This window comes from Mucilaginibacter defluvii, from assembly GCF_039543225.1.
Lineage (GTDB): Bacteria > Bacteroidota > Bacteroidia > Sphingobacteriales > Sphingobacteriaceae > Mucilaginibacter > Mucilaginibacter defluvii.
In genome coordinates this window covers 808,235-824,014 of sequence record NZ_BAABJI010000002.1, presented here as the reverse complement: position 1 = coordinate 824,014, position 15,780 = coordinate 808,235, and the positions used below count along the sequence as shown (strand labels likewise).

General features: G+C 45.1%; 11 protein-coding genes. All 11 read left to right on the top strand.

The features are described from left to right. Positions 1 to 33: 33 nt before the first annotated feature. Positions 34 to 1,551: a RagB/SusD family nutrient uptake outer membrane protein gene (locus ABD960_RS09900; RefSeq protein ID WP_345330990.1), complete on the top strand. Its 1,518-nt coding sequence runs from the start codon at positions 34 to 36 to the stop codon at positions 1,549 to 1,551. Positions 1,552 to 1,596: 45 nt separating this feature from the next. After that, the gene (locus ABD960_RS09895; RefSeq protein WP_345330989.1) at positions 1,597 to 2,457 is read left to right on the top strand and encodes a PKD domain-containing protein; all 861 of its coding nucleotides are present in this window, start codon (positions 1,597 to 1,599) and stop codon (positions 2,455 to 2,457) included. Between the two features lie 43 nt (positions 2,458 to 2,500). Further along, on the top strand, positions 2,501 to 3,619 hold the full coding sequence (locus ABD960_RS09890) for an acyltransferase family protein (protein ID WP_345330988.1): 1,119 nt from the start codon (positions 2,501 to 2,503) through the stop codon (positions 3,617 to 3,619). A 13-nt stretch (positions 3,620 to 3,632) separates the two neighbouring features. Beyond that, entirely contained in the window at positions 3,633 to 5,183 is a 1,551-nt protein-coding gene (locus tag ABD960_RS09885; protein ID WP_345330987.1) for a DUF4832 domain-containing protein, read from the top strand. A gap of 116 nt (positions 5,184 to 5,299) precedes the next feature. Beyond that, positions 5,300 to 6,433, top strand: a complete 1,134-nt coding sequence (locus tag ABD960_RS09880) for a phosphotransferase enzyme family protein (protein ID WP_345330986.1) — start codon at positions 5,300 to 5,302, stop codon at positions 6,431 to 6,433. A gap of 5 nt (positions 6,434 to 6,438) precedes the next feature. Further along, positions 6,439 to 7,098, top strand: a complete 660-nt coding sequence (locus tag ABD960_RS09875; RefSeq protein WP_345330985.1) for a carbohydrate-binding family 9-like protein — start codon at positions 6,439 to 6,441, stop codon at positions 7,096 to 7,098. Positions 7,099 to 7,122: 24 nt separating this feature from the next. Then, positions 7,123 to 8,412 (top strand): sugar MFS transporter, encoded by a 1,290-nt coding sequence (locus ABD960_RS09870; RefSeq protein WP_345330984.1) that lies wholly within the window; start codon positions 7,123 to 7,125, stop codon positions 8,410 to 8,412. 32 nt (positions 8,413 to 8,444) lie between these two features. After that, the gene (locus ABD960_RS09865) at positions 8,445 to 9,794 is read left to right on the top strand and encodes a Gfo/Idh/MocA family protein (protein WP_345330983.1); all 1,350 of its coding nucleotides are present in this window, start codon (positions 8,445 to 8,447) and stop codon (positions 9,792 to 9,794) included. A gap of 154 nt (positions 9,795 to 9,948) precedes the next feature. Further along, positions 9,949 to 11,874, top strand: a complete 1,926-nt coding sequence (gene nagB, locus ABD960_RS09860; protein WP_345330982.1) for a glucosamine-6-phosphate deaminase — start codon at positions 9,949 to 9,951, stop codon at positions 11,872 to 11,874. 10 nt (positions 11,875 to 11,884) lie between these two features. After that, the gene (gene glmM / locus ABD960_RS09855; protein WP_345330981.1) at positions 11,885 to 13,270 is read left to right on the top strand and encodes a phosphoglucosamine mutase; all 1,386 of its coding nucleotides are present in this window, start codon (positions 11,885 to 11,887) and stop codon (positions 13,268 to 13,270) included. 125 nt (positions 13,271 to 13,395) lie between these two features. Continuing rightward, a complete protein-coding gene (locus ABD960_RS09850) occupies positions 13,396 to 15,759 on the top strand; it encodes an ABC transporter permease (protein WP_345330980.1) in 2,364 nt (787 codons plus the stop codon). Positions 15,760 to 15,780: the final 21 nt, after the last annotated feature.

The window sequence follows — 15,780 nt, the reverse complement described above, 5'->3', positions numbered from 1 at the left end:
CAGCACCTTAACCGGTTTAAAAATATTCAGAACATGAAAAAGAAATTATCATCCATATTTGTGCTGTTGCTGCTGGCAGCAAGCAGTTGCAAGGATCTTACCGTTACGCCAACCGACGCGATCAGTACCGAAACGCTGGTGACAACCACCGCTGGCTTAACCAACGCCCTCAACGGCGCTTATGCATTGTTTAAAGATCACATCAGCTTTAATGGCATTGTTGATAATAATAATATGTACCTGCGCCAGTACTATCATTTGTCTGACTTTGCGAGTGATGACATTGTGTGCGGACAGGTAACTACCGACCCTCTGTTTTACAGTTTCAGCCTCGGCCATTCGCCGTCGCAGGGTAACACGCGCTATTTCTGGTATGTATCATACAAGATCATCTCAGGCGTGAACACGGTTATCGATGCCGTTGAAAAATCAGGCGACAAGGATGCCGCTAAACAGCAGTTGCTGGGCGAGTGCTATTTTTTACGCGCGTTTTGCCATTTTAACCTGGTTCGCCTGTTCGGCAAACCGTATAGTGTTGACCCAAGTGCGCCGGGCATTGTTTTACGTACATCATTAACTGACGAAGCTAAAAAGGCCCGCTCAACTGTGAGCGATGTATATGCCTCAATTACTGCTGACGCTGAAAAAGCAGCCTCCTTGATGACGCAGAACCGTGGCGTTCAATACGCGTCGAAAGAAGCCGCCTGGGCATTGTTATCAAGGGTTAATCTTTATAAAGAAGATAACCAGAAAGCACTTGATTACGCAAACCAGGTAATCAGCTCCAACAGGTTCAAACTCGAAACCAAAACCACTTACCCTAATTTATTCGCCAACGCCACAACCGGTACCGAAACTATATTTTGTGTAGCCTTTACCGCGGCTGATGATTACGGCAAATTCGGTTCTATCGCCTCAATGATTTATTCTGATGGTAACTCAGGCTGGGGCGAGGAGTATGCGTCATCATCGTTACGTAACGTAATGGCAAAGCATACAGAGGATGTACGCTGGAGCTACATAGTGCCGGCCAAAGATGCAGGCGGTAATGTTCAGAAAAAGAACGGTATCGAAATGTATTACATCAGCAAATTCTCATTCCAGGGCGGATCGCCGAATTTGAGCTCGCCAATCATGTTCCGCCTGGCCGAAATGTATCTGAACAAGGCAGAGGCTGAAGCCAAGCTTAACCAAACTTCGGCAGCGTTGAATGATCTGGACGAAATACGCAAGAACCGTGGTTTGGAAGGATCGCTTTATGCCGGTAAACTACCTATAGGTTACACCGCGCTTGATGCCGTACTTGAGGAGCGCCGTATCGAATTGGCTTTTGAGGGACATCGCACTTATGATGTTTTCCGTAACAAGCGTACCCTTAATAAAACTTACTGGGGCTATCACCTGGCCGGTTTAAAGGAAACTGATATTGACCTGAGCAAAACCCCAAGCGGTTACCCTAACATGACAGTGCCTTACACCAGCAACCGCATCATCTATTTCATTCCGGTTGATGAAGTGCTGAGCAATCCGCAGGTAACACAAAACCCATAACGTAACTATCAATAAAACTGTAAATACTTAAACAGAACAAGTGATATGAAAAATATTAAGACATATATATGTTTACTGGGTATACTGGCTTTGGGCACAGTAAGCTCATGTAAAAAAGACAGTACCGAAATAAAAACAGATCTGCTTTACGACGTAACCGTTGAGGGCAACGAAGCCAAGTTTACCGTAAAAACTGACGGTGTAACCAATTACCGCTGGGATTTTGGCGACGGTGAAAGCTCAACCGATGCCAACCCAACACACACTTACCCCGGTAAAGGCAAGTATGTGCCCACGCTTTATGCTACAGTTAACGGTAAAGAAGCTGAAGCGTCAACCGTGTTGCGTATAGCCAAAACCACACCTGTAAAAATTAATGATAACACCCTGAACGATTGGGCAGGTGTTAGCACCGCTATTACATTGGGTGCGCGCAAAGGCGTATTTAACGAAGTGAAGATGGATTACGATGGTAATTATGTTTATGTGTATGTAGATATGGTAGGCAAAAAAGCCAACGGTGATATTTTTGATTTCTACATGGATTCAGATTACAATCCATCTACCGGTCTGGCTACAGGAACGTTTACCGAGGGGGGCTATGATATTTTGCTCGAAGGCCAGCTGCTAACCAATGGTGTAGACATTTTTTATCACAACAGCGCCAACCAGGCCGATTTTAGTTTCGCCCCGCAAAGTATAGCCGAGGCTTACCAGGTAGGTACTATTGTTGAAAGCGGTGCCAATGTAAAGTTTGAAATGCGCATAGCCCGTGGTAAACTTAAAGGGCTTACCGGTAGCGGACTGCGTATTGCCATACAAGCCATAAAAAGCGATTGGTCGGTAGTGCTAGGTAGCGCGCCTGATGACGGCACCGCGAGTTTCATGCTTGATATGAGCGAATAACTGCCGGCGTATCTTGATTATAAACAAAACATTTTATTCGTAAATGACCAATCAGGCTAACCCGGTTTCAACAGGGCGTATCATATCGCTGGACGTAATGCGCGGCATTATTATGCTATTGCTTTGCGCCGAAAGCTGCCATGTATACATTGCTTTGAGTAAGATGTATCCGGCCGGGCCATTGGCCGCTATTGTCGGTCAGTTTTTTCATCACCCATGGCATGGCTTAAGGTTTTGGGATTTGGTGCAACCGGCGTTTATGCTCATGGCAGGGGCGGCCATGTACATATCCTACAGCCGCAAGCTGGCAAAGGGCGTAAGCTGGAATGATAACCTGAAGCACGTGCTCTGGCGCAGCTTTAAATTGTTTATATGCGGTACGGCGTTACACTGTGTGTACGCCGGTAAAATGGTTTGGGAGTTATGGAACGTGCTAACGCAACTGTCCGTAACCAGTATCATCGCGTATTTGATCATCAACCGCTCATTCACATTTCAGGTTGCTGTATCATTGGTGTTATTAATTTTAACCGAGGTATTATACCGCACCGTGCTGATGCCTGGTTTTGATCAGCCCTTCGTACAGCACCATAACTTTGGCGCATACATGGATACCGTACTGATGGGCAAAATAAACAGCGATGGTTGGGTTGCCATAAATATTATACCAACAGCCGCACACACTATTTGGGGTGTGCTGGCGGGTAAGCTGCTGGTATCGGCCGCTACTTCCAACTACAAAATAAAAGCGTTGGTATTATGCGGTTTGATTGCCCTCTCACTTGGTTTTGGCCTCGATTGGGGCGGGATAACGCCGATTATAAAACGCATTAGCACGAGCTCATTCGCTTTAGCTTCGGCAGGGTGGGTACTGCTTATACTGGCGGCTATTTATTGGCTGATTGATGTGAAGCAAAACATTAAACATGCGTGGATATTTACCGTAATGGGCATGAACGCCATATTCATCTACCTGTTTTTTGAAACCGTCGGGATGCAATGGGTAAATGGCTTAGTCAATATTTTTACGGGTGGTATGCTGCAACAATTCTTTAACACACCGGCACATATCGCCGCACTGATATCGGCATTAGCTGCCTGGATAGCCGAGTGGGGTTTATGCTATTGGCTGTACAAACAAAAAATATTTTTTAAACTCTGATTAATTCTGAACAATGAAATTTAAACTCAATAATTTTTGCCTGTGCTTTTCCTTCGCGGCGCTGTCTGTAATGCAGGCCTGCAAGGATAACGACAAAAAGCTGGTGCAAATAGAAAAGGTAAATGTAACCTATACCGAAAGTAATGACGATTTTGCCAACCCCGAGCGTGGTTTTTACCGCTATTCAGAAACGCATGCCAGTAACTTTAGCCTGCTTAATGGAGATGAACTGAAAAGCTACCGTAGCGAGCAAGCCATACAAGGTGCTACTTACAAGGTTTATAGCACGCTGGTGTTCAGGTATTACATTTTAGATAATGTTACGTCAACGCCGATACCGGCATCTTTTTTAAGTAACGTAGAAAAGGATATGGTAGCGGCTCGTACCGCTGGTGTAAAGCTAATCCCGAGGTTTGTGTATACGGTTCGCCAAACGGCGGGTAGTTGTCCGGAAGGATTTATTTGTCCGCCTTATGGCGATGCGCCTAAAGCTATCATTTTGGGGCACATCGCGCAGCTTAAACAGGTTCTTCAGGCCAATGCCGATGTTATAGCGGCTGTGCAATTAGGTTTTATAGGTACTTGGGGCGAGCAATATTACAGCGACTTTTTCGGCGATGCCTCAACCAATGGCGCCCAGGGTAATAAGTTACTGGATAAAAACTGGCTTGACCGTGCCGAGGTACTGCGCGCCATGCTGGATGCTGTACCGGCCGACCGTATGGTACAGGTACGCTATCCGCAAATAAAACAGCGCTTTTTATATGGTGTTAACGCGCCGATCACAGCTGCTGCCCTGGCTGACGGTACAGCATTTACTTCAGCTGACATTGCCCGCATCGGTTTTCATAACGATTGCTTTTTGGCCAGCTCTAACGATTTTGGTACTTATGAAGATTACGGCAACAGCTCATCGCCCCGTGTATCAGGCGGCTCGGTAGTAAATGTGCTGCGCGATTACATGAAAGCCGATAGTAAATACGTAGCTGTTGGCGGCGAAACCTGTTCAGACGGTTACAGCCCATCAAACGATTGCGAACCGGCCGGTAAAGCGCAAGAAGAATTTGCTGCCATGCATTACAGCTACCTTAATGCCCATTATAATAATGATGTTAATAACGACTGGCAAACCGGCGGCTGTATGGATAACATCAAGAAGAACTTAGGCTACCGTTTTGTATTGCAAAGCGCCGTATTACCTGATAATGTAGTACACGGCACCAGCATGAACATCGTACTTAATTTAAAGAATGCCGGTTATGCATCGCCATTCAACAAGCGTACTGCTAAGCTGGTGTTGCGTAATAAGCAAACCAACGAGGTTAAGTCGTTTGACCTGGCATCAGATGTTCGTAAATGGTATTCAGGTGCTAACAAGATCGAGGAAAGCATCAAAATACCTGATGATATGGCTGCCGGTGAGTATGAGCTACTGCTTAACCTGCCCGATCAGTACGAGAGCATTGCAGGCAAACCCGAATACAGCATCCGTTTGGCTAACAACGATGTTTGGGAGCCATCAACAGGCTATAATAAGCTTAATCATACCGTTAAAGTTAATTAAGATCAATAGTTTACAGTTAGTGTTTTTTCAATTTGGTTGCCGTGCCGCTGTGTGTGATTTGGAGCACAGCAGGCACAGGCGGCTAAACATTAAAATTTTAAGTTAAAATAAACAGCGTGCAAAGCTTAGCAAATATATCAGAGATTGTTGCAAACTTTAACTGCAATGCGGATACGGCCTCTTTGCAAAGTTTTGGTTCGGGCCATATAAATGATACCTATTTTTTAAAAAATATTGATGCCCGTGGTACCGATTACTTATTGCAGCGTATAAATCATCACATATTTACCAATGTACCGGCACTTACCGACAACATGTGTCTGGTAATCGATCATCTTAAAAGGAAAGTATCGGCAACAGACCCGGCTAAGGCAGATACTGAAGTGATGACGCTGATACCGGGCCGCGATGGCAAATATTTTTATCATGACAAACACGGCGACTATTGGCGCATGTGCTACTTTTTAAGTAACACCAAAAGTTACGACGTTGTTGAAACCGAAAAGCAGGCTCTTGAAGGAGGTAAGGCTTTCGGTAAATTTCAATGCATGCTGGCTGATCTCAATCCGGCAATGCTATATGAGGTGATACCCGATTTTCATAATATAACAACCCGTTTGGCGGCGCTAAAATTAGCTGTTAACTATAACTTGAAAGGCAGGGTGCATGAGGTAAAAGCACAGCTTGATTTTATTTACCGCTACGCTGAAACCATGCAGTATTTTCAACAGCCCGAGCAACAGGCGGTATTACCTAAGCGCGTAACGCATAACGATACCAAGTTTAATAACGTGCTGCTAAACAGTAATGATGAAGCGCAATGCGTTATTGATCTGGATACGGTTATGGCGGGTTATGTGGCGTATGATTTTGGCGATGCCATACGCACTATCATCAACAAAACGGTTGAAGATGAGTCTGATCTGGATAAAATAAAGCTGAATATACCTTTGTTTAACGCCTATACGCAGGGTTATTTAACTGAGGCCGCCCGGTTCCTGACTGAAGCGGAAATTAACTCCCTGATTATGGGTGTATTATTGTTACCATATATGCAGGCTGTTCGGTTTTTAACTGATTTTATTAACGGCGACACGTATTTCAAAATTAGGTTCAATGGTCACAACCTGCAAAGGGCCAAAGCGCAGTTAAGGCTTTTTGAGTTATTGCAAAACCATAAAAATGAGTTGCACAATATCATCATCAAGCAAATGGAAAGTATTAAAAAGGGAGCGACGCTGGCGGTATGAGCGCAATGAGTATTCCGTATATCCCCTCGGGTATTTTAGGCAGGTATTCGCGTATGGGCGACGCTTCGGCTCTGCTTGATAGCTTCCCTTCGGCGCAATTGCTGCCGGCAAGCTGGTGCGTACAGGTGTCAGATGTTTCCGCGCGGTTTGCAATAGCTTACGATAAGGAAAATATCTACGTTAAATATTACGTTACCGAGCCGATTGTAAAGGCTACTTATCTAAGCCCCAATGACCCTGTTTATAACGACAGTTGTGTGGAGCTTTTTATAGCTTTTGACAATGATGTTAACTATTATAATTTAGAATTCAATTGTGCCGGAACTTGTTTGGGACAGTATGGTTCGGGGCGCTATGGCCGTGAGTTTTTGCCTGCGGGTTTACTTAGCGAAATAAAACATATCACCACATTGCGGTCAGTTTCGGGTAAGGGAATTGCCTGGGAGTTGACGGTCGCCGTTTCGCTGAATGTATTTGCATTTCATCCGCTGTTAAGGTTATCCGGTACCCATGCACGTATCAACGCCTATAAATGCGGTGATAAATTAGATCAACCGCATTACCTGTGCTGGAACCAGGTAGCATCTGATTTTCCCGATTTTCATCGATACGATTCGTTTAATGGTGTAGAGTTTACACTAAGTGAAGAATTTTCTGTAGATTAAAGGCCACTAAAACATTTAAGCAATATGATTTCTCCAGAAAGTACTCCAAAAAAAACATCAAAACTTAGTCCTATTTTCCTGATCGGTATCCTGTTTTTTATTTTGGGATTTATTACCTGGTTAAACTCCGTACTGATACCTTACCTTAAACTGGCCTGTGAGCTTAACAACCTTGAGGCTTATCTGGTCGCTTTTTGCTTTTACATTGCCTATTTTTTGATGGCATTGCCTTCAGCAGGGATATTAAATATTACGGGTTACAAAAGGGGAATGGCAACAGGTTTGGGGGTGATAGCTGTTGGCGCGTTATTATTTATTCCGGCCGCGCTTACCCGTCAGTACAGTCTATTTTTATTCGGTCTTTTTGTGCAGGGCACGGGTTTGGCTTTGCTGCAAACGGCATCAAATCCGTATATCACTATATTGGGTCCGCCGGAAAGTGCTGCCAAGCGTATAAGCATTATGGGTATATGTAATAAGCTTGCAGGGGCTATAGCGCCAATTGTTTTAGCCGCGGTTGCACTAAAGGATGCCGATGGTTTAAAAGAACGTTTAGAAAAGCTGTCAGTCGATGAGAAAATTGTCCAGCTAAACGAGCTTGCATCAAGAGTAATTACTCCCTACATCATCATTGTAATCGTACTGGTTATACTCGCCGCATTTATTTATTACTCAAGCCTGCCCGAAATCGACAGCGATAAAAAAGATGACACGGATGTTGTTGACACCCCATCAGTAACAACTAACAAAACAAGTGTGTTTCAGTTCCCGCATTTATTATTGGGCGCTTTTACCTTGTTTTTATACGTAGGTGCCGAAGTTATTGCCGGTGATACTGTGATCAATTACGGAGCTGCGCAAGGTATTGCGCTAACTTATGCTAAATTCTTTACTACCTGTACATTGATATGTATGATCGTAGGGTATCTTATCGGCATCCTTTGCATACCAAAATATTTTACGCAAGAAACAGCCATGAAAGGCAGCGGCATCTTAGGTGTTATATTTTCTCTATTGGCTTTGGTTACCAGCGGGTTCACTTCTGTTTTAATGATCGCCTTGTTGGGTTTGGCAAACGCATTGGTATGGCCGGCAATATGGCCGATGGCTTTGGCTGGTTTAGGTAAGTTTACTAAAACAGGAGCATCCATGCTGGTTATGGGTATTTCGGGCGGTGCGGTTATACCGTTGATATACGGTGCCTTATCCGATTCATTTAACCCGCAATACGCTTATATTATATTAGTACCCATATATTTATGTATATGGCTTTACGCCGTTAAAGGGCACAAAATAGGCTTGCCTAAAAACTAAAAAATCAAATCAACTCAATAAAAACTAAAATTATGGATCGCAGAGATTTTGTTAAGAATACCGCTGTCGGATTAGCAGGGTTAACAATTTTGCCTTCAGGTATGTTATTCGGTAAAGCTAAGGATAAAGTGCGCCTTGGTTATATAGGTGTTGGCCTTCGTGGCCGTAACCACATCAGCGAGGGCTTGCTTCGCGATGATGTGGAGATTGTAGCTATTTGCGATACACAGGAAAGCTCACTAAAATATTGCCGCGAACAATTTGTAAAGGCCAAAAAGAAACTGCCTGCTGAATATACCGGCGGTGTGGATGCTTACAAAAAACTCATCGCCAGGAAAGATATTGACGGCGTAATCATCGCTACGCCGTGGCAGTTCCATAAAGATCAGGCTATCGACTCAATGCGTGCTGGTAAATATGTAGGCTGCGAGGTGATAGCCGGTATTACTTTACAGGATCACTGGGACATCCTGAAAGTATACGAGGAAACCAAAGTGCCTTACATGACACTGGAAAACGTTTGTTACCGCCGTGATGTTATGGCCGCGTTGAACATGGTTCGCCAAAACCTGTTCGGTGAGATCGTACACCTTGAGGGTGGCTATCAGCACGATCTGCGCCAGGTATTATTTAATGATGGCAAGCAGTTTTATGGTGGTGGTGCCGAGTTCGGTCCGCAAACAGTGGGCGAGGCGCAATGGCGTACTCAGTACAATGTAGAGCGTAACGGCGATATCTACCCAACCCACGGTGCAGGCCCGGTGATGAATTATATTGGCATTAACCGTGGCAACCGCTTTACCAACTTGGTATCGTTCGCGTCAAAATCACCAGGCTTACCGGCGTATATCAAAAAGATTTCTCCCGGAAATAAAAACGCTGATATCAAGTTCAAAAACGGCGACATCATCACCACTACTTTAAACTGTGCCAATGGCGAAACCGTTGTATTATCGCATGATACGCACTTGCCACGCCCATATTCGTTAGGTTTCCGTGTACAGGGTACCGAGGGTATCTGGATGGATGTTGCCGACGCGGTTTACATCGAGGGCAAATCAAAAAAATATGATGAGTGGGATAAAGCCAGCGAGTGGTTCACCAAGTACGACCACCCGCTTTGGAAGAAATACGAACACCTTGCCGAAGGCGCAGGCCACGGCGGTATGGACTGGTTTGTATTCAATGCATTTGTTGAAGCCGTTAAACAGAAAAAGCAAACCCCAATAGATATTTATGATTCGCTGACCATGAGCGTCATCACTCCATTGTCTGAAAAATCAATAGCCGATGGCAATGCCCCGCAGGAGTTCCCTGACTTTACCAAAGGCACATGGAAGGATAGAAAAAACACATTCGCGCTTGATGACAGCGGCTTTTAAATCATAACCGAAACCCTTGTTGTCGTAAATGGCGGCAAGGGTTTTACATGTAAACAGATCCCAACAAAATACAGGTACTAACATTACCGGCAGGCAAGCTCCAGCACCGGTACGGGAATGCTATGCCTTATCTGATTAAATAATGGAATATAATATGCTGAAATTAAATCTATTAGAAGAAACACGTTACGAAAAAGTACCGGTAAAAATTTACAGTGATGATACCGGGGCGAGTATTAATGTAGCCCGCCGCATAGCCGAATTGATAAAGAACAAACAAGCAAAAGGTGAAACAGCTGTGTTAGGTTTGGCCACCGGTGCATCGCCCATAAAAGTTTACAAGGAGTTAGTGCGTTTGCATAAAGAGGAGAATCTGAGCTTTAAAAATGTTGTCACCTTTAACCTCGACGAATATTATCCCATACAACCTGATGCCGAGCAAAGTTATGTAAGGTTCATGAAGGAGCAACTATTCGATCATGTCGATATCGATACAGCCAATGTAAACATTCCGGACGGGACATTAAAACAGGAAGATATCGCCGCTTATTGCCTGGCTTATGAGCAAAAGATAAACAGCTACGGCGGTATCGATCTGCAGGTTTTGGGTATCGGCCGTACCGGGCATATCGGTTTTAACGAACCTGGCTCGGCGCCAAACTCGGGTACACGGCTGGTTACCCTTAATGATCTTACCCGTCGGGATGCTTCAAAGGATTTCGGGGGTAAAGAGAATGTGCCTAAAAAAGCCATCACGATGGGCATTGGTACTATATTTAAGGCCAAGGAGATCATCCTGCTGGCTTGGAACGGCAAAAAAGCGCCGATCATCAAAAAAGCGGTTGAGGGTGCGATATCTACTGAAGTACCAGCTACGTTTCTGCAAATGTCAAACAACGTGGAGTTTGTTATTGATGAGGATGCCGCGGTTGAGCTTACCCGCTTTGATATACCCTGGTTGGTAAAGGATTGCCGCTGGACGGATTCACTAACCAAAAAGGCGGTGGTATGGCTGGCTAAAACCTTGGGTAAACCTATCTTGAAACTCACTGAAGCCGACTATAATAATAACGGTATGGCACAATTAGCTACCGATTTTGGGCCGGTGTATAACATTAATATCAATGTCTTTAACAAATTGCAACACACAATAACCGGCTGGCCGGGAGGTAAGTTTAATGCTGATGACAGTCAGCGGCCCGAGCGTGCATTGCCACAGGTAAAACGCTCAATTGTGTTCTCGCCGCATCCGGATGATGATGTGATCTCGATGGGCGGCACGTTCATTCGACTGGCTGACCAAGGGCATGAAGTGCATGTGGCTTACCAAACATCGGGCAACACAGCCGTTTGGGATGAGGATGCGCTGCGTTATGTAGAATTCGCAATGGATTTCGGGCAGGCACAAGGGCAGGACACTACTTATCTGACCAACTTGTACGCTACCATGAAGGAGTTTTTTAAAACCAAAAAGCCAAACCAATCCGACCCGAAAGAGATTCGTACCATCAAAGGTTTGATACGCAAGGGCGAGGCCATTGCCGGGGCGCGTTTGTCAGGTTTACGCGATGAAAATATCCATTTTATGGATCTGCCGTTTTATGATCGTGGTAAGTTTGAAAAGGTTGTGTCGTACGAGGATGATGTGCAGCAAACCATGGAATTATTACAGCAGGTAAAACCGCACCAGATTTTTGCCGCGAGCGATTTTGCCGACCCGCATGGCACGCATAAGGTATGTTTTGAGATAATATTGGAGGCGCTTACACGTTTGCGCAAAACGGAAGGATGGACAGCGGATTGCTGGTTATGGCTGTACCGTGGTGCTTGGCACGAGTTTGAGATACACGAAATTGAGATGGCCGTACCGCTTTCGCCGCAGGAGGTGGAACGTAAAAGGCTGGCCATATTCAAACACCAGTCGCAAAAGGATTTGCCGGTGTTCCCCGGTGATGACGCGCGAGAGTTTTGGGTTAGGGCAGAAGACCGGACACGTGAAACCGCCCGCTTATATAACGCGCTCGGCTTAGCAGAGTATGAGGCCATTGAAGCCTTCGTAAAATGGAAGTTTGAGGATTAACTAACACAACATGACACTGATCAAATCAATAAGCGGCATCCGCGGCACTATCGGCGGCGCAGCCGGCGAGGGCTTAACGCCGTTGGACATCGTAAAATTCACTTCGGCTTATGGTAGCTGGGCGGTAAAAAAATCAGGCATCAACAAGATCGTAATCGGCCGTGATGCCCGCATCTCAGGCGGGATGGTAAGCCGCCTGGTGACGGGCACCCTGCAAGGCCTGGGCATCGATGTCATCGACCTTGGCCTGAGCACCACCCCAACGGTAGAAATAGCCGTGCCGCTGGAAAAAGCAGCAGGCGGCATCATCCTGACGGCCAGCCATAACCCCAAACAATGGAACGCCCTGAAACTGCTGAACGACAAAGGCGAGTTTATCAGCGATGCCGATGGCAAGCAAGTATTGGACATCGCCGAACAAAGCGACTTTACCTATGCCGATGTAGACAGCCTGGGTAAAGTAACCCAGGATGACAGCTACCTGCAAAAACATATCGGCCTGATATTAAACCTGCCGCTGGTAGATAAGGAAGCCATCAAACAAGCGAACTTCAAAATAGCGATCGACTGCGTAAACTCCACAGGTGGTATCTATGTACCGGCACTGCTGAAAGCATTAGGCGTAGAAACCATCTACGAACTGTATACCGAACCTAACGGACACTTTCCCCATAATCCCGAGCCATTGCCCGAAAACCTGACGGCGATAGCCGAAACAGTAAAGGAAAACAAAGCCGACCTGGGTATCGTTGTCGACCCGGATGTAGACAGGCTGTGCTTTGTAAATGAGGACGGCAGCATGTTCGGTGAAGAATATACCCTGGTAGCCGTAGCTGATTATATACTAAAACATACCCCGGGCAATACAGTATCCAACCTGTCATCAACCAGAGCGTTAAGAGATGTGACCGAAACCCAAAACGGCAATTACACAGCTGCCGCGGTAGGTGAGGTGAACGTAGTAAACAAGATGAAGGAAACCAATGCCATCATCGGCGGTGAAGGTAATGGCGGTATCATTTATCCGGAATTGCACTACGGCAGGGATGCACTGGTTGGCATCGCCCTGTTTCTGACGCATCTGGCAAAGGAGAAGAAAACCATCTCTGAACTCAGGAAAACCTACCCGGAGTACTATATCTCCAAGAACAAGATAGAATTGCAGGCAAGTATGGATATCGACGGCTTACTCAAGCAAGTAGAAGAAAAATACAAGGATCAACCTTACAGCACCATAGACGGGTTGAAGATAGAATTCGGTAAAGAATGGGTACATTTGCGCCGGTCGAACACCGAGCCGATCATCCGCATTTATTCGGAATCAACCAGCGAGGCAGCAGCAACTGCTTTGGCTGAACGACTGATTGCTGATATGAAGGCTATACTTGGCTTGTGAACACCATCCGCAATCGAACATCCATTGCATCATAACCGAACACTTTGTTTGGTTATGATGTTGATATTGAGTTGATTGTAATTTGGCATCGGTTTGGTTGCAATAGTGTAGCTTAATATAAAACTATGCTTAAGAATTACTTTATCACCGCCTTTCGCAGCCTTAAAAGGTTTAAGTTGTTTACATTTCTTAACCTTTTTGGCTTGTCAACGGGCATGGCTTGCAGCATACTCATCATGCTTTGGGTGCAGGATGAAAAGAGCTATGATAAATTTACCCCGAATGCCGCTGAAATATACCGGCTTACCTCCAATGTATCAGGGTCTATAGCCGCTGTAACGCCTCCGCCGGTTGTTGATGCTGTTAAACAACAAATTCCTGCTGTTGAGAAGGTGACCCGCGTTGTGTCTGCATCCGCTACCGTTAGCGTTGCCTATAAAAAATTTGATGAAAAGAACATTCTCTATGCCGACGCTAACTTTTTGCAATTCTTTAGTTATCCGTTGATACGCGGCAATGGCAATGTACTTGAGCAGCCTAACCATGTGGTGATCACTGCCGCGGCCGCTGTTAAATACTTTGGTACTGAAGATGCCGTTGATAAAACTTTAAAGGTAGAAAACGGCTATAATAGCGATTATGTAGTGAGCGGCGTTCTTAAAAACCTGCCACATAATTCGCATTTGCAGTTCAGTATTTTGCTGCCCATCAGCTATTACAATATCTCTAATGGTAATGATTGGGGTAACTTTTCGGCTTATAGTTATATAAAACTGGATAAGCATTTTGAGGCGACATCATCGGCCATAGCTTCGCTCGAAAAGCAGATCGATTTGATCCACCAAAAGAATGATCAATCCAATACCAAAAGCAGCTTTACACTGCAACCCTTAACTGATATTCATCTTACCGCCGGTTTACAGCTTGATGTTGAGGGCCAGGGTAACCTACAAAACGTAAAAATATTCAGTATTGCTGCCATATTTATATTGGTTATTGCCTGCATCAATTTCATGAATCTTTCTACTGCGTTGGGTAGCACCCGTGCTAAGGAGGTTGGCCTGCGAAAAACCATCGGTGCGCGCCGTATCGACCTGATCATTCAGCTCATGGGCGAATCATTGCTTGTAGCCTTGTTGGCATTGATGATTGGCGTGTTGTTAGCCTGGTTCTTACTGCCTTTATTTAACGAGCTTGCATCAAAAAATATTAACATCAATTTATTGAATGGCAGGTTGATAGCACAATTGCTGGCGATAGCCGTTGTTGTTGGATTGATCTCCGGCAGCTATCCTGCTATATTCATGTCGTCATTTAACCCGGTAAAAGCGTTAAAAGGCATTAAGGCTCCTAAAGGCGAGCTTTCTTATTTGCGTAGCGGATTGGTTATCTTTCAGTTCGCTGTGTCGGTTGTGCTCATCATCAGTACCTTGATAGTGAATAACCAGCTTGATTTTATCAGGAGCAGGGATATTGGCTTTAATAAACAAAACCTGTTGTATGTACAGGTGCCGCAGGTAGGTTACCAAAAAGCGAACTATGATGCCTTAAAGCAAGCTTTAAGTTTTAACAATGGTGTTACTGATTATACTATTGTCGATCACCTGCCAACAAACCTAACCACCGGCACTACCGATGTGGTGTGGAGCGGCAAAACTCCTGACCAGCAAACCGTGTTTCCGCATATTGGTGCTGATGCCAGCTTTCTGAAAACCTTTGGCATGAAGCTCATTGCAGGGCGAATGTTCAGCGCCAACTCAATTGCTGATGATAGCACTTACCTCGTCAATCAAACTGCGTTGAAGGCAATGGGTATCAAACCGGCCTCCGCCATCGGTCAAAAAATATCAACCAATGGTAACCAAGGTACCATAATAGGCGTAGTTCAGGATTTTAATTTTAAACCGGTACAACAGGCAATTGAACCATTGATCATCAGACATAATAGCCGCGCAGGGTTTGTGGTGATCCGCACCAACAATGCCAATTATCAACAGGTGATTGGGAAATTGAAGAATGTATTTCATGATCTCTATCCAAACTATCCGTACAATTACGGTTTTGTAGATCAGGATATTGCCAAATTGTATGTTACCGAGCAGCGCACAGGTATGCTGTTTAATATATTCTCTATGATGTCGGTCATTATTTCGTGCCTGGGCTTGTTCGGTTTGGCCACGTTCGCTATACAAAAACGGGTTAAGGAGATAGGGGTAAGGCGTGTGCTGGGCGCAAGCGCACGAGGTATAGTCGCCATGTTATCTGCCGATTTTATAAAGCTTGTCGGTTCATCGTTGTTAGTAGCTTTTCCCGTGTCATGGTATATCATGCACCGATGGCTCGAAAATTACGCTTATCGGGTAACCATTGGCTGGTGGGTATTTGCTATAGCAGGTATTTGCGCTGTGCTTATAGCACTTGTAACAGTCAGCTATCAATCTGTAAAAGCGGCCTACGCTAATCCGGTTAAAAGTTTGAGGAACGATTAGGAAGGATTTGATCTCCAAATA